Genomic DNA, 22,946 nt, shown 5'->3' with positions numbered 1-22,946 from the left:
GCACTACCGGAACATGAAAAAAACCGCGCTGTCGCCAGCGCGGGTTTTTGTTTGGATCAACCTTTCAGTGCCGCCTGTACGAACGGCGGGGTCACCAGCACGCCGGTGTGCAGCGCGGCGGTGTAGTACAGCGTGTTGAAGGTCTTGGCGGCCGAGTCGGCCTGGCGGAAGTCGAAGCTGCTGTCGCCCTTGCGCGCCATGGTCACGCTCCACCAGCCGGTGGGGTAGCACGGCTGCGGGAACGGCAGGGTCTTGAACGAACCGAAGCCAGCCTTGCCCATCTCGGTGCGCATTTCGTTGATCAGCTCCAGCTGCATCAGCGGCGACTCGGACTGCTGCACCAGGATGCCATCGTCCTTCAGGGCCTTGAAGCAGCTCTCGTAGAAGGCCTTGTTGAACAGGCCCTCACCCGGGCCGACCGGGTCGGTCGAGTCCACGATCACCACGTCCACGCTGCCGGCCGGGCAGTTGGCCATGTAGGCCACGCCGTCATCGAACAGCAGCTCGGCGCGGGCGTCGTCGTTGGAATCGCACAGTTCCGGGAAGTGCTTGCGCGCCATCACGGTGACCTGCTCGTCGATATCGCACTGGGTCACGCTCTCCACGCCGGTGTGCTTGAGCACTTCGCGCAGGGTGCCGCAGTCGCCGCCACCGATGATCACCACGCGCTTGGGCGCGGCGTGGGTGAACAGCACCGGGTGGCTGATCATCTCGTGGTAGAAGAAGTTGTCCTTGCTGGTCAGCATGATGGCCCCGTCGATGGTCATCAGGTTGCCCCAGTCGGTGGTCTGGAAGATCTCGATCTTCTGGAACGGCGACTGCACCTCGTCCAGCTTGCCGGTGATGCGGTAGCCGATGGCCGAGCCGGTGCGCTCGAAGTGTTCGATGTACCAGTTGTTGCTGTCAGTCATGGGAAAACAGTCCTGTTCGGAGGGGTGGAGCCGGGCTGGCGGGCGGGGCCGCGTGGCACAGATGCCACATCCGGACGGATCGGCCCGTTCAGGTTGGAACCTGTCACGGGCGCGGGCGCGCATGATAACGAACCTGTGGGCACATAGGCGTTATCATGCCCCCCCTTTTATTGCCAACAAGGCCGACTGAAATGACCGATTGGTCCCTCGACCAAGCCCGCAAGACCTACTCGATCCCGCATTGGGCGGACGGTTACTTCGACGTGGATCAGGCCGGGCACATGGTGGTGAGACCGACCGGGGCGGACGGCCCGGTGGTATCGCTGCCCAAGGTGGTGGACGCGGCGCGCGCGGCCGGTGCCAAGCTGCCGCTGCTGGTGCGCTTCCCGGACATCCTCGGCCAGCGCCTGGGCAAGCTGCAGGCGGCCTTCGCCCAGGCCCAGCAAGACTGGGAGTACAGCGGCGGCTACACCGCCGTGTACCCGATCAAGGTCAACCAGACCCGCGGCGTGGCCGGCACCCTGGCCAGCCACCACGGCGAGGGCTTCGGCCTGGAAGCGGGCAGCAAGCCCGAGCTGATGGCCGTGCTGGCGCTGTCGCGCCCGGGCGGGCTGATCGTCTGCAACGGCTACAAGGACCGCGAGTACATCCGCCTGGCCCTGATCGGCCGCAAGCTGGGCCTGCAGACCTTCATCGTCATCGAGAAGCCGTCCGAGCTGAAGCTGGTGCTGGAAGAGTCCAAGGCGCTGGACGTGAAGCCGGGCCTGGGCGTGCGCATGCGCCTAGCCTCGCTGGGCGCCGGCAAGTGGCAGAACAGCGGTGGCGACAAGGCCAAGTTCGGCCTGTCACCGCGCCAGCTGCTGGACCTGTGGAAGTCGCTGCGTGACACCGAGTACGCCGACTGCCTGAACCTGCTGCACTTCCACATGGGCTCGCAGATCTCCAACGTGCGCGACATCGCCAACGGCATGCGCGAAGCCACCCGCTACTTCGTGGAGCTGTCGCGCCTGGGCGCGAAGATCACTCACGTCGATGTGGGCGGTGGCCTGGGCGTGGATTACGAAGGCACCCGTTCGCGCAGCTTCTGCTCGATCAACTACGGCCTGCATTCCTACGCCAGCAACATCGTGCAGCCGCTGGCCAATGCCTGCGAAGAGTTCGGCCTGACCCCGCCGCGCATCGTCACCGAGTGCGGCCGCGCGATGACCGCGCACCACGCGGTGCTGATCGCCAACGTGTCGGAAGTGGAAGAGGCACAGGAAGGCCGCGTGCCGGACCAGCACGACGACGAGCCGGCAGCAATCCGCCACCTGCGCGAGATCCACGACGAGCTGGACGTGCGCCCGGCGGTGGAACTGTTCCAGGAAGCGCAGCATTTCCATGCCGAAGGCCTGGCCAGCTACGCGCTGGGCCAGATCGACCTGCCGCAGCGTGCGCGCATCGACGACCTGTTCTACGCCATCGCCCACGGCGTGCGTGCGCGTCTGAGCTACGACGAGAAGAGCCATCGCCCGGTGCTGGACGAACTGAACGAGCGCCTGGTCGACAAGTACTTCGTCAACTTCAGCGTGTTCGAATCGATCCCGGACGTGTGGGCGATCGACCAGGTGTTCCCGATCGTGCCGATCGAGCGCCTGGATGAAACCCCGGACCGCCGCGGCATCATCGCCGACATGACCTGCGACTCGGACGGCATGGTGGAAACCTATGTCGAGAACGAGAGCCTGGACAGCTCGCTGCCGCTGCACAAGATGAAGCCGGGCGAGAGCTACCGCATCGGCTTCTTCATGGTCGGCGCCTACCAGGAAATCCTGGGCGACATCCACAACCTGTTCGGCGATACCGACGCGGTGGAAGTGCTGGCCGATGCAGATGGCTATGCCATCACCCAGCAGCGCCGCGGCGATACCACCGACGTGATGCTGGACTACGTGGGTTACCGCCTGGACGAACTGCGCGCGACCTATGCGCAGCGCGTGGCTGCAGCGCAGCTGTCGCCGGAACGCGCGCAGGAGCTGTCGGAGGCGCTGGAAGCCGGCCTGACCGGTTACACCTACCTGTCCGACGAACCGCTGGTGTGATGGACGGCACCGGGCCCGCCCGGTGTCACCGTTGCCGATGAGCGCGCGCGCGATCTTCCACCTGTTCCTGCATGCCGCCGTGCCAGCCTTGCTGGCATGGCTGTTCTGGCGCAAGCGCTTCGCCTCGGCGTGGTTGTTGATGCTGCTGGGTTGGATCATCGACCTGGACCACCTGCTGGCCGATCCGATCTATGCACCGAACCGCTGCAGCATCGGGTTCCACCCGCTGCACACCGCACCGGCTATCGCGGTCTATGCCGGGCTGTGCGTGCCGAAGAAAACGCGGTTGTTCGGTATCGGTCTGATCATCCACATCGCGCTGGACGCAATTGATTGCTGGTGGATGCATCACCGCTGATGCTTGATGCACGGCGAAAGGTCGGATTGGCGCTTGGTAGAGCCGGCCGCTGGCCGGCTTGCGCAAGACGTTCCCGGCGACCACGTGGTTGCCGGCCAGCGGCCGGCACTACCCACCGTCGCTTCACCCCACCGGCAACCACAACGTTGCGCGCAGGCCGGGCTGCGCATTTTCCAGCGCCAGGCGCCCGCCATAGCTGGCGGCGATATCGCCCACGATCGCCAGTCCCAATCCACTGCTGCCTTCGCGCTCATCCAGCCGCACGCCACGCTGGGTGACCCGTTCCAGCGCGTCTGCGGCCAGGCCGGGGCCATCGTCGCGCACTTCGATGCGTAGCTGCCCTTCGCTGGTTTCCGCTTCGACAGTGACCTGCTGTTGCGCCCAGCGCCCGGCGTTGTCCAGCAGGTTGCCCAGCATCTCCTCCAGATCCGCACTGGCGCCGGCGAACTGCAGCGCCGGATCGATGCCTGCCGCCGTGAACGCGATGCCACGTTCGTCGTGCACGCGTGCCATCAGCCGGCACATCGCCTGTGCGACGGTCGCCACGTCGGTGCGCTGGCGATGGTCGGCAGCCAGTCCTGCAGCCAGGTAACGCTCGACACTGGCCTGCATGCGCGCGCTCTGCTCGCGCACGGTGGCCCGCCAGTCCGCGCCATCGCCGTCGGCTTCGGTGGCCAGTACGCTCAGCGGGGTTTTCAGCGCGTGCGCCAGATCCTGCGCGCTGGTGCGCGCACGCGCGACCATACGCTGCTGGTGGTCCAGCAGCGCGTTGAGTTCTTCACCCAGCGGTGCGACCTCCGCGCCCAGTCCCTGCGTATCGATGCGCTGCGCATCGCCGCGCCGTACCTGTTCCAGCTGCACACCGAGGCGATGCAGTGGGCGCAGGCCGAAGTGCACCTGGCTGGCCAGCACCGCCAGCCAGGCGGCGACCAGCACGCCCAGCGCGATGGCGGTGCGCTTGCGGAACGCGGCGACATCCGCATCCAGCGCACTGCGATCAGTGGCAACCACGGCCACGAACGGTTCGCTGGCGCGTGGCAGGCGCACCTGCTGCACGCGTGCGCGCAGGGATTGCTGCAGCGGCCCGGGCAGGTTGCGGGTGGCCGGCCCGGCAACCGGCGCCGGCAGGGTTTCATCCCACAGCGAGCGCGACTGCAGCAGCGCGCGGCCATCGGCACCGGCGATCTGCCAGTAGGCACCGGAGAACACGCGCTGGAAGCGTGCGTCATTGGGTTCCTGGCGCAGGCGCAGCTGTCCGTCCGCATCCACTTCGGCCTGCGCCAGCAGGGTCAGCATGTCCTGCTGCAGTTCATGGTCGAGGCGGTCGCGCGCGCTGCGCTTGAACAGCTCGCCCAGCAGCGCGCTGGCCAGCAGCGAGACCAGCAGCAGGCCGACGCCGCCGGCCAGCAGCAGGCGCCGTCGCAGCGATGGTTGCCGGCTCACGGCGCGGCCAGCCGCCAGCCCTGGCCGCGCACGGTCTGGATCAGGTCGATGCCGAGCTTGCGGCGCACGCGTCCGAGCAGCACGTCCAGTGCGTTGGAGTCTGGGTCGTGGCCACCGTCGAACACCTGCTCGCCCAGCCGGTCGCGGCCGATCACCTGTCCGCTGTGATGGATGAAGTAGCTGAGCAGGCGGAACTCCTGCGGGCTGAGGGGCAGTGCCTGCCCATCCAGCTCGAAGCGGCCGGCGTTGACGTCCAGCTGCAGCGGGCCGCAGTGCAGGCGCGGGCTGGCGTGGCCATGGCTGCGGCGGATCAGTGCGCGCAGCCGCAGCACCAGTTCGTCGGCCTGGAAAGGTTTTGTCAGGTAGTCGTCGGCGCCGGCGTCGAAGCCGGCCAGCTTGTCGTGCCAGCGCCCGCGTGCGGTCAGCACCAGCACCGGAAAGCTGCGGCCATTGCTGCGCCAGCGCTCGATCACGCTCAGGCCATCCAGCCCGGGCAGGCCGAGGTCGACGATGGCGGCCTGCAGGTCTTCGATCTGGCCAATTTCTTCGGCCTCGCGGCCGTCAGCGACCACCGCCACCACATAACCGGCCTGTTCCAGCAGGGGCACCAGGCGCTGTGCCAGCGCGGCATCGTCTTCGGCCAACAGGATGCGCATCAGTCGTCGAGCTCCGTCTTCAGCAGCTTTCCGCTGCGCGCATCATAGTCCAGCTCCACTACTACGCCGTCGCCGCGCAGGATCTCCACTTCGTAGACGCCGTCGTCCAGCTCCACTTCCAGCAGCTGGCCGGGGTAGCGCTTGAGTGCATCGCGCACCACGCTTTCCAGCGGCACGTAGCGGCCCTGCTGCACGGCGCGACGCGCGACCCGCTGCGCCGGGTCCTGCAGGGGCGCGGCGGCGGTCGGGGCGTTGGCCAGGGCCAGCAGCAGGGGCAGGGTGGCGAGCATGCGGGTACGGAAGGAAGAGGGGAACAGGCGCGAGTGTGGCGGGGATGACTAACAGCCGGCTAACAGACACGGCTAAGGCGCTGTTAACCGAGGCATGCATCGTGGCGTTGCCGGGATGGTCCGGCCACGAACACGAACAGGAGAACCCCATGTTGAAGTCGCTCACTCTCGCCACTGTTGCCCTGCTGGCCATCGCACCGGCTGTACAGGCCGCGCCGCTGGGCATGGCCCAGGTCGAACAGACCCTGCGCAAGGCCGGTTACACCCAGATCCACGAGATCGAACGCGATGACGGCCTGTGGGAGGCCGACGTGAGCCGCGCCGATGGCCGCTTCAGCGAGGTCTACGTGGACCCGAAGACCGGTGAGATTTTCGATGAGCACAGCAACCGCGCGCTGCTGACCACCGAACAGGTGCTGGCACGGGCGCAGTCGCATGGCCTGCGCGAGATCCATTCGCTGGAACGCGATGGTGCGACCTGGTCGCTGGAAGCCCGCAATGCCCGCAACCAGAAGGTGGAGGTGCGCCTGAGCGGCTACGACGGCCGCATCCTGCACAGCGAGCGCGATGGTTGGCTGGATTGATTCGCGCGCGGGTAGGTGCCGGCCGCTGGCCGGCACACGGGGAGACAGCGTGTCGGCCAAGGTCGACACCTACCGGGCATAGGTACCGGTAGATGCCGGCCGCTGGCCGGCACACGGGGAGAAAGCGTGCCGACCAAGGTCGACACCTACCAAGCGTACGCAGCGATAGCGGCCACCTTGGTCGGCCCAGGCCCGACGCAGGGCTTACCAGCCGTACGGCGGCGGGTAGTCCCAATAGCCCGGGCCACGGCCGTAGTAGCCGCCATACGGGCCGAAGAAGCCCGGGCCCTTGCCCTCGCTCACATGGATGTTGAGGTTGACCCCGTGGGTCTTGCCCTCATCGGTCGTGTAGTTCTTGCTCAGGTTCAGCGTGGCCGCGTTGTAGTGGCTGTTGCCGCCGTTCTTCGAATAGCCGATGCCGGTGGTGAAGCTGCCGGACACCTTGACCTTGTCGTCGGTGACGTCGGCGATCCTGGCGTTGTCGTGCACGCGCGGGCCGCTCTTGTCACCGTAATAGGTGCCGGGCGGGTCCTGCTGCAGGGCCGGGTCGTTGAGGTAGCGCATCGGCGCCTGCGGCAGCGTCAGGTCCAGGCCGGCAGCCTGCGGCGCGGTGGCGCCGGCGGCGGACTGGGCCAGAACGGTTCCCGGCAGGGCCAGGCACAGCAGCAGGGTCAGGGGGCGGATCATGACGGCGCTCCAGCGGACAGGTGGCCGCGCAACACGCGGCGGTACAGGCCGACGCTAGCAGGGGTTGCTTGAATGATGCCTGTCGGCGCCCGCTTGCGGTAGAGCCAGGCCATGCCTGGCTGCACGCTACAACCGTTCGAACCCGAACAGCGATTCCAGCGCATGCTTGCGCCGCTCGATCCGGGCCCGCAGCAGCTGGGCGCCGATCATCGAATAAGTGATGCCGTTGCCGCCGTAGGCCATGGCGAAATGGACCCGCGGCCCCCACTGCGCGTGCGGGCCGAAGAAGGGCAGGCCGTCGGCGGTTTCGGCGAAGGTGCCGGCCCAGGAAAAGGCGGGCACCGGGTCCAGCCGCGGGAACCAGTGCAGGAGCTGATCCATCAGCTTTTCGGCCTTGCGCTGCACGCGCCGGTCGCGCCGCGCCGGGATATCGATGGCGTCGTCCAGCCCACCCACCAGCAGGCGGCGGTCGCCGGTGGCGCGCAGGTACAGGTACGGGCGTGCGCTCTCCCACACCATCGTGCGCTGCAGCCGGCCCAGCGTGTCTGCATCGATCGGGTCGGTGATGAAGGCGTAGCTGCTGCGGTTGCGCGAAACCCGCTGTTCCAGCCAACGCTGGTTGGCGTAGCCCATGGCCAGGACCACGTGGCGGGCACGGACCGTGGCGCCGGCCTCGGTCATCGCAGTTACGCCCTGCGCGCCAGGCTTCAGCGTGTGCAGCACGGTGCGGTCATGCACGTGGCCGCCGCGGCGGCGCACGCGTTTGAGCAGGCCGTAGGTCAGACAGTAGGGATCGACCCGGGCGGCCTGGCGGGTCAGCAGGGCGCCGCCGGCATCCACGTCGAAACGCTCGCGAAGCGCTTTGCGGTCCAGCCAGCGGGCGTCCAGCCCAATGCCACGGCGCGCAGCACCTTCGGCCATCAAGCGCGGCACGTCGCGATGGCGGCTGGCCAGGTACAGGCTGTCCATTTGCCGGAAGTCCACGTCCTTCAGCCCGCGTGCCACCTTACCCAGTGCCGCGATCGCGTCGGCACAGGCCAGGTAGGCCAGGGCGGCAGAGTCCTTGCCATAGCGCTGGGCCAGTTCCAGCAGGTGGGTATCGATCTCGTACTGCAGCAGCGCGGTGCTCGCGGCCGTGCTGCCCCAGCCGATGTCGCGCTGCTCGATCACGGCCACCTCGTGGCCATGGTGGGACAGTTCGTCGGCGATCAGCGCACCGGTGATGCCGCCACCGACCACCAGCACGTCGCAGCGCAGATCCTGCTCCAGCGGGGGAAAGGCCTGCAGCAGCCCGTTGCGCACTGCCCACCAGGGGTAGCCACTTTTCAGGTCCATGCGTGGTCGTGCTCAGGCGGTGGGGTGGCCGGTATGCGGGGTCTGGATCAGTTCGGACAGATCGAAGCCCTGCAGGCGGGCCGCGGCCAGATAATGGTCCTGCACGGTCGCGTCCAGGCGTGGCTCGCGCGCCAGCAGCCACAGGTACTTGCGATCCGGGCTGCCGACCAGCGAGACGCTGTAGTCCGGGGCGACCTGGATCACCCAGTAGTCGCCCTTGGCGAACGGCAGCCAACGCAGGCCCTTGGGCAGGAAACTGACCTCCAGGCGCGCGCTGTCGTTGTCGACGGCGCAGGCCTCGCCGGTAGCCTCTTCGATCTCGCCGTCCATGCGGCAGCGGTTGGTGACGCCGACGTTGCCGTTGTCGAGCAGGGTGTAGTGCGCCGACACATCGGTGCAGCCTTCCGGCTCGTGGCGCATCGGTAGGCGCGCGATCTCGTACCAGGTGCCCAGGTAGCGCGGCAGCTTGAGGTCGGCGACGGTCTTCAGCGGCGGGTGCTCGGTCATCGGTCATCGTGGCAAGGGCGGGCCTCCACGATGCCGATGGGCTCGCCATGGGCGGGTGAAGCCGGGGCGATGGCCGTGTCCAGAACGATCCGTCGCTGCTGCGACGTGCCTGTTGTCACCGGCATGGCGGTATCCTGCCGCCAGCGCCGTGTTTTCCTGATCCAACCGAGGTGGAGGTGCCGATGTACCAGGTGATCCTGTTGAAGAGTGAATCCGCGTTCGCACGCGAACAGTGGCCTCAGGTCGATGATCTGGTTGACTACGAGGGCGTCAGCTACAGCCTGCGAGCCGGCCCGCGCCAGCCACTGCCGACCGACCACGAGTGGCACCCGGTGGCGGTGTATGCGCCCGATGAGATCACCGAGGAAGAGTTCCAGGACTGGTACGCGCTGCAGCAGCCGACCGTGGAAGAACTGCGGCTGAAGTACTGATACTGCTGCACCTCCCCCATCCGCCGTTTACCGCCTGTGCCGTATAGTCGCGCGCAGGCGCGGTGGTCCGCGCGAACCGGTATGTCTGGCGTGTCTTCTTTCCTGCGATCGATCCGTGCACGGGGGCCCTGGTGGGTCCTGCTGCTGTGCACAGCCTTCCTGCTGTCCGCGCCGGTGCTGGCACAGGAGCAGGACGCCACGCCCAAGCAGCAGCTGGCGGACATCGATTCGCGGCTGAAGGATGTCGAGCGCAAGCGTGGCGATGCGGAAGCCACTGAGACGCTGGCGATGCTGTCCGAGAATGCCTCGCAGGCACGGCGTGACGCCGAGGCGCTGGAAAAGGCACTGCAGCCGCAGCTGGATCGCATCAACGAGCAACTGGCGCAGCTGGGAACGCCTGCCGAGGGCACCACGGAGCCGCCGGAGCTGGCAGCGCAGCGACGGGCCATAACCAAGCAGCGCGATGGCGTGGCCGCGTCGGTGGCCCAGGCCAAGGCCAGTGCCGTGCGTGCACAGCAGCTGGCGACCGACATCGAACAGCAGCGCACCGCACAACGTACGGAAGAACTGGGCCAGAAGGTCGCCTCGCCGCTGTCGCCTGCGTTGTGGAGCAAGGTGGCCGAGCGCCTGCCGATCGATATCGCGCGCGTTGCGCCGTTGGCCGGGCAGGGGCGCGACGCGCTGGTCGCCGGCATCCGTACCCATGGCTGGGGCACGCCGTTGCTGGGCCTGCTGGCTGCGCTGGTGATGATGTTCCCGCTGCGGTTGTGGCTGCGTAGGCTTGGGCGGCAGTTCGCCGCGTCCGAGCGCGCGCCGGAGGGTCGGCTGCGCCGGTCTGGCCTGGCGATGTGGCTGTTGCTGGTGGGCACGCTGCTGCCCGGTTATGCCGTGGTGGTACTGATGGCGGCGCTGGATGCGATCGATGCCATCGCGCCGCGCCTGCAGGTCGTGGCCGACGGCCTGGAGACCGCCACCTTCCGTGCGGCCTTCATTGCCGCGCTCAGCGCCTGCCTGCTGGTGCCCAAGCGCCCGTCATGGCGGCTGTTGAACCTGGACGACACCGCCGCGCTGAAGCTGCGCAAGTACGCCTGGGGCGCGGCGGCGCTGGCCTGGCTGAGCACGGTGCTGGTGGCCCTCGACCAGGCTACGCGCACCAGCGATGTCACCACGGTGGCGTTGGACGGCCTGATTGCCCTGACCTACCTCGGCCTGATCATGGCCATGCTGGTGACCCTGGCGCGCCTGCATCGCCGGCAGACCGCCGAGGCCGAGGCCAAGCTGGAGGCCCAGGCCGATGGCGTGGGGGCAGCCACGCCGGTGCGCCGCAGCAGCTGGCTGGTACTGGCCCGGGTAGCAGGCAATATCGCGGTGGTGGCGGCCATCGTCGCCACGTTGCTGGGCTACCTGAATTTCGCCAAGTTCGTGAACCAGCAGCTGATCGGCGGCAGCATCGTAGTGCTGGCCGCAACCCTGCTGTTCAAGTTCGTCGATGACCTGAGCACCTGGATGCTCAACGCCGACAGCAAGGTCGGCCAGACCATCCTGCTCAGCACCGGCCTGAGCGTATCGCGGCTGGAACAGGCGGGCGTGCTGCTGTCGGCGGCGCTGCGCACCATCGTCGTACTGATCGCGCTGCTGGCGCTGGTGGCACCGTTCGGCAACATCGGCGCGGTGGTGGAGCGCTTCTCCTCGCTGTTCACCTCTGGATTCGACATTGGCGGAACCAAGCTGGAGCCGGTGCGCATCGTGCTGGCGGTGCTGGTGCTGCTGGCTGGCCTGGCCGTCACCCAGCTGGTACAGCGCTGGCTGACCGACACCTACCTGCCCAAGACCGAGCTGGACCTGGGCGCACGTAATTCGGTGAGCACCGTTGCCCGTTACGTGGGCATCATCATCGCGGTGATCTGGGCGCTGTCGGCGATGGGCCTGCAGCTGAGCAAGCTGGCATTGCTGGTCAGCGCGCTGTCAGTGGGTATCGGTTTCGGTCTGCAGGTGATCACCCAGAATTTCGTCTCAGGCCTGATCCTGCTGGCCGAGCGCCCGGTGAAGATCGGTGACTGGGTGAAGCTGGGCGACCAGGAAGGCGACATCCGCCGCATCAGCCTGCGTTCGACCGAAATCCAGGTGGGCGACAAGTCGACGTTGATCGTGCCCAACTCCGAGCTGGTCACCAAGACCGTGCGCAACATGACGATGGGCAACAACCAGGGCCGCATCCAGATCCAGTTCGCGGTGCCGCCCAGCACGGATGTCGGCAATCTGCGGCAGGCGCTGCTGGATGCGTACACCGCGCACACCAATGTGCTGAAGCAGCCGGCACCGACGGTCTATATCGACAGCATTGGCGGTGGCCAGATCACCATCAACAGCTTCGCTTACGTGGCCAGCCCGCGGCAGGTCTACGCCACCCGCAGCGACCTGTACTTCAGCCTGCTGCAGATCCTGGCCGAGCGGAACATTCCGCTGTCGACCCCGACCGACATCCACATCACCCGCGATCCGCAGGAGTAGGGGGTTTATTTGCAGGGCTGCGCCCTGCACCCGCGGTAGTGCCGGCCGCTGGCCGGCAACTTCAACAGCAACAGCAAAAGCTGGCTTCCTGAGGGATGGCGGGGTGGGTCCGGTTGCGGGAGACGCCGTAAACCCGTCCATGGGGGCTTGGCCGCGGCATCCATGCCGCGGACACTCCCGCAACCGGACCCACCCCGCCTTCGACAGTTTTCCGCGATCTGTTGGAAATACTATTGGGGTCAGATCCGTTTTCCTCCGGAAAACGGATCTGACCCCAGATTGATTTCGATATCTGACAGAAGTGTCGACCAAGGTCGACACCTACCGACAGCCGCAGGAATCTGTCAGAGGTGGGGCGGTGTCGGAGTGCGGGGTGTCAGCCGCATGGATGCGGCTGCCAAGCCTCCAGGGACGGATTTACGGCGTCCCCGCACTCCGACACCGCCCCGCCATCCCACGGAATGCACGCTGTTGCTGTTGCCGTTGCCGTTGCCCCGGTTTGTAGCGGGTGCAGGGCGCAGCCCTGCAGAGAACCCTATCCTCGTGGTCGGCTGCGCGAGGGCACCAGTGCGAACGTATCCACCGCCAGCTTCTCGGCGTGGTTCAACCACGCGCGGATCTCCAGATCGTCCACTTCGTGATCCAGCCCGAACGACACGTTGATCTTGCCGTTGGCATCGGGCTGCACCCACTGCTGGGCCAGTACCACCTTGCGCTGCGAGGACACCGCCTCGATCCAGAAACCGCGGTCCGGGCGCGTGCTCGCCACCAGTTGCAGCATGTACTGGCCGGCACGCGTACGGCGTCCCTTCTGGGTGATCATGTGTGCCTGGCGCACGCTCGGGCGCGGGCCCTGGAATGCATCCAGCGGTGCATCCACCGCGATGCCACCGCGCAGGTCGTCGTCGCGGTAAAGCTTGATGCCGTTGTCGCGGTTGACGAGCAGCGCACACCAGTCGCCGTCGGCCGAGCCGTCTTCGAACGCGGTGCAGCGATCAACATAGGCCAGCGTGTTGTCCGGATCCGCGTCATCGAACTGGCGCGAGGTGTTCTCCAGGTAGACAGACTTCAGCCCCCAGTCCTTGTCGTACTCCAGCAGAACCGGCGGTTGCACGTGCTGCAGGCCGACCACCACCTGGTCGTCGCCGTCGATCTTCAGCTCGCGGGTCGGTTCACCCAGCCACAGTGAGCGGGCGAAGGCCAGGTACTGCGGGTAGTCGCGGCCATCGTCGCGGCGCGCGGCCACGCTGGCGCTGGGCGCGCGCTGCGGGTCGATCAGCGAACGGCCAAAGCCCATCGTCTTCAGTTTCGGGTCCAGCAGGCTGAGCAGGGTCGCACCGGAATCCAGCGTTGTACCAGCGTCGGCACTGAGCTGCTGCGGGGCAATGCCGTCGCCGAGGAACAGCAGCAGGTTCTCGCGCTTCTGCTTGGCCAGCACGTGGCTGAGGTCGTTGGGCATCGCCAGGTGGTCGGAGGCGATCACGATCAGCGTGTCCTTCCCATACGGGCTGGCCTGGATACGCTCGACCAGCTGTGAGATCAGGCGGTCGGTGCACTTGAGTGCATTGAGCAGGCCGATGTCGCCGTACCCGCTCCGGTAGCGCTCGCCCTTGCACGACACCGGCAGGTGCCCAGCCGGGTGGTGGGTGTCCATGGTCAGCGTGGTCAGCATGAACGGTGAGCCGGCACGCGAGAGCTGCTCGAAGCGCTGGTAGGCGGTGTCCAGCAGCACGTCGTCGTGCACGCCCCAGGCCGAGTAGTGGATGCGGCCGATCTTCTTCTGCTGCTTGAACCATGCCAGGTCATGCACTTCGTCGAAGCCATGGCTGGCCAGGAACTGTCCCTTGCCGGCGAACTGGCCGTTGGCGCCGCCCAGGTAATGGTTGGTGTAGCCCTGCTGCTTCAGGTAGTCGCCCAGGCATACCGCCTTGGGCAGGAAACTGCCCATGCGGTTCATGCTGTTCTCGTCGCCCTGCGAGGTGGTCAGCGGCACGCCGCACATCGACGACACCAGGCCGGCGATGGTCCAGCCGCTGCCTTCGGCCGAGGCCAGGCCACGCACGTCCAGCGACTCGGACGCCAGGCGGTTGAGGTTGGGCATCAGGCCGGGAAACACGGCCTCATCCAGATAGGTGCGTTCCAGGCTTTCGCCGTAGATCCATACGATGTTGCGCGGGCGCTGCAGCGGCTGCGTCGGCACCTGGTACTCGGGGGCGATGCGGGCGAAATCGACCGGGCGCAGCTGCTGGTAGAGGCGTTGGCCGTCACGGGCAAGCGGGCTGATCAGGATCGTGGCCACCCACACGGTCGCGAAGCCGGCGAACAACGCGCCACCGTGGCCGGGCCGGCGCCAGCGCTTCACCCGCGTGGCGAACAGCGGCAGCAGCGAGACCAGCGCCAGCACGATGAAGCCGGCGATGTAGCCCTTGAAGTCGGAAACACCAGCGCCTTCCATGTCGGCGCCGAGGTGGTACAGCGTGGCGGCGTTGAGCCCATCACCGGACAGCTTGTCGATCAGCCACCACGTGCTGAGCATCAGCAGCAGCAGCGAGAATGCGCCGGCCTTCCACCACACCCACTTGTCGGACGCGAGGAACAGCCAGCACAGCAGCAACAGCGACAACAGCAGTATCCAGAGCATAGGCAGCTTCGGCAGTGACGGGGTGGTGGTGATGGACGTCGTACCGATGCGTGTCCATCCGACCGGCGCTGCTGCAAGCACATCCACATGACAGGCCGATGACCCGATAGTGCATGCACGAACCTGACTGAAATGTTTGTTGGAATGACGCGCGCGCAATCACGCCACGAAGGTAAAACGAGCGTGAAAGACTTCGTTGGATTGCATTAAAAATCGCATGAATACGCGGCTTTTCGCCGATGCATCAGCGGTGCCCGCGTTCCTCGCGTGCCCGCGCGCGACGATCGAACAGCAATGCACTGGTGACGATGCCCAGTCCCAGCACTACGCCGATCAACAGCAGTAACAGTGCGATGAGGGGATAGCCGAACAGGTGCCAGCCGGTGTCGATCTTCATCATCATTGCGGCAGCCATGATCAACGCGGCGCTGATGATGCCGGCCGCCACGCGGTTGGCGATCTTCTGCAGGTTCTCCATCAACCGCGATTCTTCCAGCCCGGTCACCTTCATCTGCAGGCGGTTCTCGGCCAGCAGTGCCATGATGTCCGACAGCTTGCGCGGCCCATCGCGCAGCAGCTGCTGCAGCTCCATCGCCTCGCTGGCGATATTGGCCGCCGACAGGGATTTCTTCAGGCGCGCGCGCATCACGTGCTGCAGCTGGCGCTCGACGATGCGGCGCGTGTCCAGCTCCGGTGCCAGCAGCCGGCACACGGTTTCCAGATTGAGCAGGGCCTTGCCCAGCAGGCTCAGTTCCGGCGGCGTGCGCAGGCCGCAGGCGGTGGCGATGCGCACCATGTCCAGCACCACGCGGCCTTCGGAGAAGCTGCCACTGGCGGCGTAGCGCGCGATCAGCTGGCCGGTCTCGCGCAGGTAGCGCTCTTCGTCGAAGGCCTCCAGCCGCGTGCTGATGCTGATCAGATCGTCGGCCACTTCTTCGCCGCGGCCATCGACGGCGGCGAACAGGATCTTCAGCAGCCGCTCGCGCAGGCGCGGCGGCATGTGCGCGACCATGCCCAGGTCGAAGATCGCCAGCCGGCCATCGGGCATCACCCGCAGGTTGCCCGGATGCGGGTCGGCATGGATCTCGCCATGCACGAAGATCTGGTCCAGGTAGCCGCGGATCAGCGCCGCTGCCAGCGGATCCATGTCCTGCTCGGTGCGGCGCACGCCAGAGATCGCATCCACGCGCACGCCGGTGGCGAGCTCCATGGTCAGCACGCGCTGGCTGCTGTAGTCCCAGATCGGCTGCGGTACCCACAGGCGGCGGAACGGCCGCAGATGCCGTCCGAAGCGGGCCAGGTTCTCGGCCTCGGTGTGGTAGTCCAGCTCCTGCATCAGGGTCTTTGCGAACTCGTTGAGCCAGTCGCGCAGGCGCACGCGGCGGCCCACCTGGGTCAGGTGATCGGCGGCCAGCGCAAAGCTGCGCAGCGCTTCCAGGTCCGAGCGCAGCTGCGCGGCCACTTCAGGCTTCTGCACTTTCACCGCCACCTGGCGTCCGTCATGCAGCACCGCCCGATGCACCTGCGCGATCGATGCGCAGCCCAGCGGCTCGGGATCGAACGCGGCAAACAGCTTGTTCACCCCCACGCCCAGCTCCTGCTCGATGATGGCGTGGATGCGCTCGACCGGGATCGGCGCCACCTTTTCCTGCATGCGTTCCAGGGCGGTGGCGAACTCCACCGGTACCATGTCCGGTCGTGTGGACAGCATCTGGCCCAGCTTGACGAAGGTTGGCCCCAGGGCCTCCAGGTCACTGACGAATTGCTCCGGATTGCCATCGGCGGGCACGTCGGCCTGGTTGCTGGCGGCGTCCAGGTTCATGCCCGAGAACACCCCCGAATGGCGGTAGCGCATCAGCAGGCGCAGGATCTGGCTGCGCCGGTTCATGCCTTTGACCAGCGGGGGATTGCCATTGGCGGTGGGCGGATTGCTCAAGCGGAACTCCCATGCGACGAAGACAGGTAGCGCCGGCCGCTGGCCGGCAATGTCCGGATTCGGCAGTGTCGCCGGGGGGCGGTGGTCACGCAGTGAACCCGACGTCTTCCGCAGTCCACACCGGATCGGTCAGAATCCGCCCATTCCCTTACCTGGATGCCCCATGGCCGGTGCCAGCCTGTTCGCCCTGCTCGACGATATCGCCTCCCTCCTCGACGATGTCTCGGTCCTGACCAAGGTCGCAGCGAAGAAGACCGCCGGTGTGCTGGGCGACGACCTGGCGCTGAACGCGCAGCAGGTGACCGGAGTCAACGCCAACCGTGAACTGCCGGTGGTGTGGGCGGTGGCCAAGGGCTCGCTGGTCAACAAGGTGATCCTGGTACCGGCAGCACTGGCGATCAGCGCGCTGGAGGCCTGGCTGCACAGCCGCGGCTGGAACGTGCCGCTGATCGTGCCGCTGATGATGATCGGTGGTGCCTTCCTCTGTTTTGAAGGCGTGGAGAAGCTGGCGCATCGCTTCCTTCATTCCTCCGACGACGATGCCGAGCGCCAGGCCGAACGCCGCAAGGCACTGGCCGATACCCAGGTGGACATGGTGGCGTGGGAGAAGGACAAGGTAAAAGGCGCGATCCGCACCGACTTCATCCTTTCGGCCGAGATCATCGTGCTCACCCTGGGCGTGGTCGCCACTGCGCCGTTCACCAACCAGATCCTCACGCTGAGCGTGGTCGCGCTGGCGATGACCGTGTTCGTCTATGGGCTGGTAGCGGGCATCGTCAAGCTCGATGACGTCGGGCTGTACCTGTCGCGCAAGGGCGGTGCCATTGCCGCCTTCGGTCGTGGGCTGGTGGCCTCGGCACCGTGGCTGATGAAGTTCCTGTCGGTGGCCGGCACCATTGCCATGTTCCTGGTCGGCGGCGGCATCCTGGTGCACAACGTGCCGGCGCTGCACCACGCGGTGCAGGCGCTGGGCGGCGAAGGGCAATGGGGCTGGCTGGTGAGCGCGGTAGGCAACATGGTGGTCGGCATCATCGCCGGCGCCATCGTGCTGGCAGCGGTGACCGGGTTCCAGAAACTGCGCGGGAAGTGATCTGTAGAGCCGAGCCCACGCTCGGCTGCTCTACGGCGCTGCGCGCCGCCGCCCGAGCCTGGGCTCGGGCGCTACAGCGTCTGCACGCTGGATCATCAGCCCGCCTGCACGCGATTCTTGCCCTGCCGCTTGGCGGCATACAGCGCGTCATCGGCGCGCCGCAGCAGGGCTTCGGTATCGTCACCGGGCTGCCACTGCGCCAGCCCGGCGCTGAAATGCACCGGCACGCGCTGGTCCTGCACGGTCAGCATGCGATGGGCCAGCGAGCGCTGCAGGCGCTGCACCGTGGCCATGCTGTCGGCGCCCTGGGCTTCCGGCAGCACCAGCACGAACTCGTCGCCGCCCAGCCGTGCGATGCCGTCGGTCGCGCGCAGCAGCAGCTTGCACACGGACACCAGGTGCTGCAGCAGCGCATCGCCGCCGGCATGCCCGTGCGTGTCGTTGGTCAGGTGGAAATCATCCAGGTCGATCACGGCCACGCCCAGCGGTGAGTTGTTGCGTGCGGCACGGGCCAGCTCGCGCTCCAGCAGTTCGTCCAGGCCACGGCGGTTCAGCGCCTGGGTCAGTGGATCGATGCGGGCCAGGTCACCGGCGGCGCGCAGTTCCTGCTCCAGCTCGGCAATGCGCTGCTCTGCGCGCTCCACTTCCTGCCGCGCATTTGCCAGGTGATCGCGGGCCTGTGCGGCCTGCTGCTGCACTTTGCCGGTATCGCGCATCACGTCCTGCAGCAGCTGGTTGAGGTCGGCGATGCTGCGCGCCTCGCGCAGCTGCAATGCGTAGCTGCCAATGCGGTCGTGATACTCGCCGGTGCTGGTGGCCATGCCGTCCATGCGCTCGATGAACTCGCCCATCAGCCCACGCATCGCCGCCTTCGAATCGTCGATGCCCTGGCGCAGCAGGCCCTGCTTGTAGATCACTTCGCGCAGTTCGGCCCGGGTGCGCTCGACCGCTTCCGCTTCCAACGGACCGTCCAGCAACTGGCGCACCGCCGCGATCTGGCCCTGCAGCCAGCTGCGGTCATCCAGCAGCTCGCTGACGTTCTCCAGCAGCAGCGCGAACAGCTCCAGCAGCAGCGCCTGCTGCTCCTGCCAGCTTTCGGCACGTACGCCGACCTGGTGGCCAAGTTCGCGCACGCCCTGTTCGATCGGTTCCAGGGCCGTGCCCGGCTGCCATTGGCGCAGGCGCAGGGCCAGCGCCTGCGCTTGCTCGCGCAGGTCCGGGTCATGCTGCAGCAGGGCGACCACCGCACCGCCCAGCAGCAGCCGCAGCTGCTCGGACAGGCGCAGGCTTTCCGGCTGCCCATCCGGCGAATGCTGCTCGATGGTGCGGATGTACTTGTCGATCAGCTGCCGCATCGCGCGCCCATAGCGCGGCCAATCGGCGCTGGCCTGTGCGGACTGCAGGCGGTCGCCCATGTCGCCCAGTTCGCCGGGCAGGGTGGCCATGCCGTTGGCGAACGCCGCCAGCAGCGGTTCCGGCGCGTCGGCGCCTGCGAACAGCTGCTGCAGCGCCGCGCCACCGCCGCCCTGCAGCACCACGCGGTCACCCCGCCCATCGTCCACCACCGCGCGCACGCGTGCCGGCGGCCCAAGGGCGGTACCGGGGGCAGGGCGGTGGTCGGGCTGGTCCGTCATGGAGCGAATCCTGGGGCTGGCAGGGACTGGTTCCAGCATATCGGCGCGGCCGCCGAGGGCTTGAACGGCTAGGATGGGCGACAGGATGCCGCACTGGAGGTGGTGATGCGCGTGATGTTGCTGGGGGCGACCGGCCTGGTCGGTGGGCTGACCCTGCGCAGGCTGCTGGACGACCCGCGCTGTGGCGCCGTGGTTGCCCCGACCCGCCGCCCGCTGGCGTTGACTCACGGGAAGCTGGAGAACCCGGCGCTGGCCTTCGACGCGTTGCCTACTTCGCCCGAATGGGCGCGCGTGGACGCGATCATCTGCGCGCTGGGCAGCACCATGGCCCAGGCCGGCAGCCGCGAGGCCTTCCATCGCATCGATCATGACTACCCGCTGGCGTTCGCACGCCTGGCAAAAGCACAGGGGGCGCAGACCTATGTGCTGAATTCCGCAGCCGGCGCCAACCCACAGTCGTCGATCTTCTACAGCCGGGTGAAGGGCGAGCTGGAGCGTGATCTGCGTGCGCTGGGCTTCAATTCGTTGACCCTGGTCCGCCCAGGACTGATCGGTGGCGAGCGCAACGAGGTTCGCCGCGGCGAACGCCTGGCACTGACGGTGCTGGGTGCACTGGGGCCGGTGTTGCCACGGGCATGGCGGATCAACCCGGCCAGCGAAATTGCCAGGGCGCTGGTCGAGGCTGCGCTGGCCCCGCAGCCGGGCGAGCACGTGGTGGCATCGCGCGCGCTGGTCGGCTGATGTCGCGTGCGCTGCGTCTGACCCAGCTTCAACAGCTGCTGCGCCGCCATCGGCGGCCGGTGGCCGGGCAGGTGCTGGCCGAAGCGCTGGGCATCAGCCTGCGCACGCTGTATCGCGATATCGAGACCCTGCGCGAGCAGGGCGCCGACCTGCGTGGTGAGGCCGGCGTCGGCTACCAGCTGGCGCCGAGCGATACCCTGCCGCCGATGACCCTGCCGCCCGCCGAGATCGATGCACTGGTGCTTGGCCTGCGCTGGGTTGCGGCCCGCACCGAGCCGGCGCTGGCTGAGGCCGCGCGTGATGCTTTGGCGCGTATCGCGCATGTGCTGCCCGCAGCACGCCGGGAAGCCTTGCGTGATAGCGGCCTGCGCGTTGGCCCTTCGCGCGCTGCGGCCAAGGTACCTGCTGCACGCCTGCAGGCTGTGCGCGAAGCGGTGAGCGCGCAACAACGCCTGCAGTTCGCCTACCAGGATGCGCAGGGCCAACGTACCGAGCGCATTGTCTGGCCGTTCGCGCTGGGCTACTTCGATGAAGTGCCGATGCTGGCGGCGTGGTGCGAAGGCCGCGAGGACTTCCGCCATTTCCGCCTGGACCGCATCCGCCAGGTGCGCGTGCTGGAGGATCGCTACCTCGTGCCGCGCGCCACGCTGCTGCGGCGCTGGCAGAAGGCGCAGGGCATCGCGCCGGACTGGTTGGACCGCTCGTAACCACATCGAGGAATGGCGCTGTGCGTCAACGCGGTGGGCTTACACAGCTGGTGGGCTATGTGCCGGGGGAGGCCGGGGTGGTACAGGTAATCGTCGACTCTATGGCCTGGGTTACGAGGCCCGACGCATCTTCCAAGAATGTCCTGACTCTCGAAACTTGAGGTTCACCAGGTTTACTTGGTGTACAACCCCAAGTGAAGGTGATGGGGGATGGGATGTTCCTGTCGACTTTGGCGCGGCCACCGCTGCAGATCCATCCGGCAGGACAAGTCAAGATCTCGAGGTTGATATATACCGGAAACCTCGGATACCCACTGAAGTTCATCGTGGCAGTAACACTGGCGCCTGTTCCAGACACGTTCGGAACGCTGTCCAGCTGAAATGGCTTCGTCAAGGTAGCCACGCCCAGGGTGGACATCCTCTCTATGGGCATGAAGAAAAGGTCATTCGCCCAAGGAGAGCCGTCGTTTCCCCTGCCATGAACAAGGCCGTAGGCCGAGTTGCCGGCATAGACGGGGCCACCACTATCGCCGCCTTTGTTCATCACGGTTCCATCAAGGCTGACGACTTGGACGTAGGTGCCGGCTTCCCCATTCCAGTTGGCTGCGAACTCTGCGTCTTTGATGGATCCGCATGTGCGACCGGTCGTTACGCCGAACTTGCAGACCGTTGTGCCTGGTGTCATGTCGGCAAGTGATGCCTCATCGGTTATCGTCAGTTTTTCCCCATCGACAATGATTTCGTTCGACTGGGAGAAGATGACGCCGCCACGCTGCTGTGCACCCCACTGAACGTCGTAAGATCCTTTGTTGCGTTCACTCTTGAACAGAATGCGAGCGGTTGGATTGCGCTGATAATTGTCATTGTCACAGTGACCGGCAGTGGCCAAGCCTAGTTCGCGAGTTGCAGTTTCGACCACGTTGAAGCCGGCTGTGCAGAGCTGCTGCTGGTAGCCTTCCAGTCGCCGCCCGCCCGCTACGGTGTTTGTTGGCTCTATGAAACCTGTGGTCTCTTTTATGTGGATGAAGTCGGCGACAGAGAGAAGTTTGGACAGTCTGGCGCGTACGGCATCGGGATCACGTACATATACCTCTACGATAGAGCTCTTCGTGTTTACCGTGGCTGCAAACTCAATGCCGGCCTTGACGAGCTGATCGGACACCTCCTCTTGGGTGGCGCGGAGAAGCTCGAGAGAACGTGGCGCGGTTTCTGCGACGTAGAGGCGGTCCTTGGTGTAAGCAGAAAGTTGGCGTGAGGCATCGCCGGTGAACCTCACCACGATCCTGAATTCAGGGGAGTGCTCGATGTAAAGGCCGGCGAACGTCTCCGGCTTCTCCCTCTGAAGCCGTGCGCTGAGTTTACCTGCGGCCCGTTCCGCATCCATTCGTTGCGCGGCTTCGAACGTGCCTATGTGCATGGTTTCCGCGTAGTGCTGTATTGCTACATCCTTGGGGGCGTCGTCCGCAAGGGCGGGAGAGGCGGTGAGGATGGCTGCCAACAACGGGAGATAACTGCGTATTGTGGTCATGAACTTTCCTTTTCATGTGTATTACGTGAAGTGGCGTTCCATCTGTATTTGACTCTAAATCACTTCTGTCTGTTGCAACTGGTAACTGTGTCTCCCTTTGATTGGTCCGAGCGAAGGTTCATCGCCGACGACAGCTCCCATCATGACTTGGCTTTGCGATATATCGCGAGATCACAGCGGGTCGCCTGTTTTTCCATCCGATGGCGGAAGTGCCCGAAATACGCGAGATGTTCGAACGACGATCGACTCTACCCGATCGATTTCATCCGCTTGATCTACTGACAGAATATGTCAGCAGGCGTGTTCCACCATGAACGCTCCCAACAACGGAGGTTCCCCATGTTCATACCCAGCACCCTGCTGCAGTACGTGCGCGACGTCGCCACCAGCGCCACGTTCTACAGCGGCATTCTCGGCAAGCCACCGGTCGAGCAGTCGCCCGGTTTCGCCCTGTTCCTGCTCGGCGATGGCGCCGCATTGTGCTTGTGGCAACGCGACGACGTGCAGCCGCCGGTGTCCGCGCAGGCCGGTGCCGCCGAACTGGCGATGGTGGTCGCCAACCCGGAGACCGTGCAGCAGATGCACGATGCGTGGCGCGGGCTCGGCGTGCGGATTCTGCTGGAACCGGTGACACTGGAATTCGGCCACACCTTCGTCGGTGCCGACCCTGATGGTCACCGCCTGCGTGTCTACAGTCGCGCCGAGGGTTTGGTCGCGCGCGATTGATCGCACGAATTCTGTAGAGCCGAGATCCTATGTTCGTGGTCAAGCCTGCTGGAAGCAGGTTTGACCCACTTTCAGCATGGCCGGGTCAAAGTCCCGGCCGCTCTTGAAGACGCCCCAAGCGATCCTGGCCAGCTTTCTGGCGAGAATGT

19 protein-coding genes and 2 pseudogenes are annotated in these 22,946 nt (G+C 66.3%); 9 read left to right on the top strand and 12 right to left on the bottom strand.

Translation table 11 applies throughout. The features are described 5' to 3' along the window. Positions 1 to 56 precede the first annotated feature (56 nt). The gene (gene speE / locus AC5P66_RS09830) at positions 57 to 911 is read right to left on the bottom strand and encodes a polyamine aminopropyltransferase (RefSeq protein ID WP_010482074.1); all 855 of its coding nucleotides are present in this window, start codon (positions 909 to 911) and stop codon (positions 57 to 59) included. A gap of 191 nt (positions 912 to 1,102) precedes the next feature. Between speE and speA the strand changes: the two genes are divergently transcribed. Together speA and AC5P66_RS09820 are read left to right on the top strand one after the other, a co-directional pair. Further along, a complete protein-coding gene (gene speA, locus AC5P66_RS09825) occupies positions 1,103 to 2,992 on the top strand; it encodes an arginine decarboxylase (RefSeq protein WP_049417051.1) in 1,890 nt (629 codons plus the stop codon). 37 nt (positions 2,993 to 3,029) lie between these two features. Next, entirely contained in the window at positions 3,030 to 3,350 is a 321-nt protein-coding gene (locus AC5P66_RS09820; RefSeq protein ID WP_049439080.1) for a DUF6122 family protein, read from the top strand. A gap of 123 nt (positions 3,351 to 3,473) precedes the next feature. Here the strand turns inward: AC5P66_RS09820 and AC5P66_RS09815 are convergent, their stop codons facing one another. The 3 genes from AC5P66_RS09815 to AC5P66_RS09805 are packed head-to-tail and all read right to left on the bottom strand — an operon-like array spanning position 3,474 to position 5,739. After that, a complete protein-coding gene (locus tag AC5P66_RS09815; protein WP_099495326.1) occupies positions 3,474 to 4,793 on the bottom strand; it encodes a sensor histidine kinase in 1,320 nt (439 codons plus the stop codon). Then, positions 4,790 to 5,449 (bottom strand): response regulator transcription factor, encoded by a 660-nt coding sequence (locus tag AC5P66_RS09810; RefSeq protein WP_049415134.1) that lies wholly within the window; start codon positions 5,447 to 5,449, stop codon positions 4,790 to 4,792. Before AC5P66_RS09810 ends, AC5P66_RS09815 begins: the two co-directional genes overlap by 4 nt. After that, on the bottom strand, positions 5,449 to 5,739 hold the full coding sequence (locus tag AC5P66_RS09805) for a PepSY domain-containing protein (protein WP_099495325.1): 291 nt from the start codon (positions 5,737 to 5,739) through the stop codon (positions 5,449 to 5,451). Before AC5P66_RS09805 ends, AC5P66_RS09810 begins: the two co-directional genes overlap by 1 nt. A gap of 149 nt (positions 5,740 to 5,888) precedes the next feature. On the opposite strand from AC5P66_RS09805, the gene AC5P66_RS09800 reads away from it, so the two are divergent. After that, positions 5,889 to 6,323: a PepSY domain-containing protein gene (locus AC5P66_RS09800; RefSeq protein ID WP_099495324.1), complete on the top strand. Its 435-nt coding sequence runs from the start codon at positions 5,889 to 5,891 to the stop codon at positions 6,321 to 6,323. A gap of 204 nt (positions 6,324 to 6,527) precedes the next feature. Here the strand turns inward: AC5P66_RS09800 and AC5P66_RS09795 are convergent, their stop codons facing one another. The 3 genes from AC5P66_RS09795 to AC5P66_RS09785 form a co-directional block, all read right to left on the bottom strand. Further along, a complete protein-coding gene (locus AC5P66_RS09795) occupies positions 6,528 to 7,010 on the bottom strand; it encodes a hypothetical protein (RefSeq protein ID WP_099495323.1) in 483 nt (160 codons plus the stop codon). Between the two features lie 126 nt (positions 7,011 to 7,136). Further along, a complete protein-coding gene (locus tag AC5P66_RS09790; RefSeq protein ID WP_111190774.1) occupies positions 7,137 to 8,345 on the bottom strand; it encodes an NAD(P)/FAD-dependent oxidoreductase in 1,209 nt (402 codons plus the stop codon). Between the two features lie 12 nt (positions 8,346 to 8,357). Continuing rightward, a complete protein-coding gene (locus tag AC5P66_RS09785) occupies positions 8,358 to 8,852 on the bottom strand; it encodes a lipocalin family protein (RefSeq protein ID WP_005419954.1) in 495 nt (164 codons plus the stop codon). A gap of 182 nt (positions 8,853 to 9,034) precedes the next feature. On the opposite strand from AC5P66_RS09785, the gene AC5P66_RS09780 reads away from it, so the two are divergent. Together AC5P66_RS09780 and AC5P66_RS09775 are read left to right on the top strand one after the other, a co-directional pair. Next, on the top strand, positions 9,035 to 9,283 hold the full coding sequence (locus AC5P66_RS09780; RefSeq protein ID WP_005419952.1) for a hypothetical protein: 249 nt from the start codon (positions 9,035 to 9,037) through the stop codon (positions 9,281 to 9,283). 81 nt (positions 9,284 to 9,364) lie between these two features. After that, positions 9,365 to 11,794, top strand: coding sequence for a DUF3772 domain-containing protein (locus tag AC5P66_RS09775; protein ID WP_099495321.1), 2,430 nt, complete (start codon positions 9,365 to 9,367; stop codon positions 11,792 to 11,794). Between the two features lie 535 nt (positions 11,795 to 12,329). Here the strand turns inward: AC5P66_RS09775 and AC5P66_RS09770 are convergent. Both AC5P66_RS09770 and AC5P66_RS09765 read right to left on the bottom strand, forming a co-directional pair. Further along, complete coding sequence (locus tag AC5P66_RS09770; protein ID WP_099495320.1) at positions 12,330 to 14,435, bottom strand: phosphoglycerol transferase I; 2,106 nt, start codon at positions 14,433 to 14,435, stop codon at positions 12,330 to 12,332. A 244-nt stretch (positions 14,436 to 14,679) separates the two neighbouring features. After that, positions 14,680 to 16,326 (bottom strand): annotated as a pseudogene (locus tag AC5P66_RS09765) (ABC1 kinase family protein); the annotation flags it as partial. 208 nt (positions 16,327 to 16,534) lie between these two features. Between AC5P66_RS09765 and AC5P66_RS09760 the strand changes: the two are divergent. Then, positions 16,535 to 17,461 (top strand): DUF808 domain-containing protein, encoded by a 927-nt coding sequence (locus AC5P66_RS09760; protein ID WP_049415507.1) that lies wholly within the window; start codon positions 16,535 to 16,537, stop codon positions 17,459 to 17,461. A 95-nt stretch (positions 17,462 to 17,556) separates the two neighbouring features. Here AC5P66_RS09760 and AC5P66_RS09755 read toward each other — a convergent pair whose 3' ends face one another. Next, the gene (locus AC5P66_RS09755) at positions 17,557 to 19,095 is read right to left on the bottom strand and encodes a GGDEF domain-containing protein (protein ID WP_495216258.1); all 1,539 of its coding nucleotides are present in this window, start codon (positions 19,093 to 19,095) and stop codon (positions 17,557 to 17,559) included. Positions 19,096 to 19,200: 105 nt separating this feature from the next. Here AC5P66_RS09755 and AC5P66_RS09750 point away from each other — a divergent pair, with 105 nt between their 5' ends. Next, complete coding sequence (locus tag AC5P66_RS09750; RefSeq protein WP_099495318.1) at positions 19,201 to 19,836, top strand: Rossmann-fold NAD(P)-binding domain-containing protein; 636 nt, start codon at positions 19,201 to 19,203, stop codon at positions 19,834 to 19,836. Continuing rightward, positions 19,836 to 20,543 carry a helix-turn-helix transcriptional regulator gene (locus tag AC5P66_RS09745; RefSeq protein ID WP_099495317.1) on the top strand — a complete coding sequence of 236 codons (708 nt, stop codon included), beginning with the start codon at positions 19,836 to 19,838 and terminating at the stop codon, positions 20,541 to 20,543. Before AC5P66_RS09750 ends, AC5P66_RS09745 begins: the two co-directional genes overlap by 1 nt. Before the next feature lie 55 nt (positions 20,544 to 20,598). Here AC5P66_RS09745 and AC5P66_RS09740 read toward each other — a convergent pair whose 3' ends face one another. Continuing rightward, complete coding sequence (locus AC5P66_RS09740) at positions 20,599 to 22,071, bottom strand: S1 family peptidase (RefSeq protein ID WP_049415493.1); 1,473 nt, start codon at positions 22,069 to 22,071, stop codon at positions 20,599 to 20,601. Between the two features lie 339 nt (positions 22,072 to 22,410). Between AC5P66_RS09740 and AC5P66_RS09735 the strand changes: the two genes are divergently transcribed. After that, entirely contained in the window at positions 22,411 to 22,797 is a 387-nt protein-coding gene (locus AC5P66_RS09735) for a VOC family protein (RefSeq protein ID WP_049415490.1), read from the top strand. 39 nt (positions 22,798 to 22,836) lie between these two features. On the opposite strand, the pseudogene AC5P66_RS09730 reads toward AC5P66_RS09735, so the two are convergent. Then, positions 22,837 to 22,946: pseudogene (locus tag AC5P66_RS09730) on the bottom strand (IS110 family transposase); the annotation flags it as partial.

This window comes from Stenotrophomonas sp. YJH_SMC_122 (assembly GCF_059369535.1).
Note: the sequence above shows the minus strand (reverse complement) of the source record. Positions and strands in the feature narration are given on the sequence as shown.

Coding starts and splice junctions, on each gene's coding strand:
- speE (WP_010482074.1), bottom strand. CDS start 911: ATGACTGACAGCAACAACTGGTACATCGAACACTTCGAGCGCACCGGC.
- speA (WP_049417051.1), top strand. CDS start 1,103: ATGACCGATTGGTCCCTCGACCAAGCCCGCAAGACCTACTCGATCCCG.
- AC5P66_RS09820 (WP_049439080.1), top strand. CDS start 3,030: ATGAGCGCGCGCGCGATCTTCCACCTGTTCCTGCATGCCGCCGTGCCA.
- AC5P66_RS09810 (WP_049415134.1), bottom strand. CDS start 5,449: ATGCGCATCCTGTTGGCCGAAGACGATGCCGCGCTGGCACAGCGCCTG.
- AC5P66_RS09805 (WP_099495325.1), bottom strand. CDS start 5,739: ATGCTCGCCACCCTGCCCCTGCTGCTGGCCCTGGCCAACGCCCCGACC.
- AC5P66_RS09800 (WP_099495324.1), top strand. CDS start 5,889: ATGTTGAAGTCGCTCACTCTCGCCACTGTTGCCCTGCTGGCCATCGCA.
- AC5P66_RS09795 (WP_099495323.1), bottom strand. CDS start 7,010: ATGATCCGCCCCCTGACCCTGCTGCTGTGCCTGGCCCTGCCGGGAACC.
- AC5P66_RS09790 (WP_111190774.1), bottom strand. CDS start 8,345: ATGGACCTGAAAAGTGGCTACCCCTGGTGGGCAGTGCGCAACGGGCTG.
- AC5P66_RS09785 (WP_005419954.1), bottom strand. CDS start 8,852: ATGACCGAGCACCCGCCGCTGAAGACCGTCGCCGACCTCAAGCTGCCG.
- AC5P66_RS09780 (WP_005419952.1), top strand. CDS start 9,035: ATGTACCAGGTGATCCTGTTGAAGAGTGAATCCGCGTTCGCACGCGAA.
- AC5P66_RS09775 (WP_099495321.1), top strand. CDS start 9,365: ATGTCTGGCGTGTCTTCTTTCCTGCGATCGATCCGTGCACGGGGGCCC.
- AC5P66_RS09770 (WP_099495320.1), bottom strand. CDS start 14,435: ATGCTCTGGATACTGCTGTTGTCGCTGTTGCTGCTGTGCTGGCTGTTC.
- AC5P66_RS09760 (WP_049415507.1), top strand. CDS start 16,535: ATGGCCGGTGCCAGCCTGTTCGCCCTGCTCGACGATATCGCCTCCCTC.
- AC5P66_RS09755 (WP_495216258.1), bottom strand. CDS start 19,095: ATGACGGACCAGCCCGACCACCGCCCTGCCCCCGGTACCGCCCTTGGG.
- AC5P66_RS09750 (WP_099495318.1), top strand. CDS start 19,201: ATGCGCGTGATGTTGCTGGGGGCGACCGGCCTGGTCGGTGGGCTGACC.
- AC5P66_RS09745 (WP_099495317.1), top strand. CDS start 19,836: ATGTCGCGTGCGCTGCGTCTGACCCAGCTTCAACAGCTGCTGCGCCGC.
- AC5P66_RS09740 (WP_049415493.1), bottom strand. CDS start 22,071: ATGACCACAATACGCAGTTATCTCCCGTTGTTGGCAGCCATCCTCACC.
- AC5P66_RS09735 (WP_049415490.1), top strand. CDS start 22,411: ATGTTCATACCCAGCACCCTGCTGCAGTACGTGCGCGACGTCGCCACC.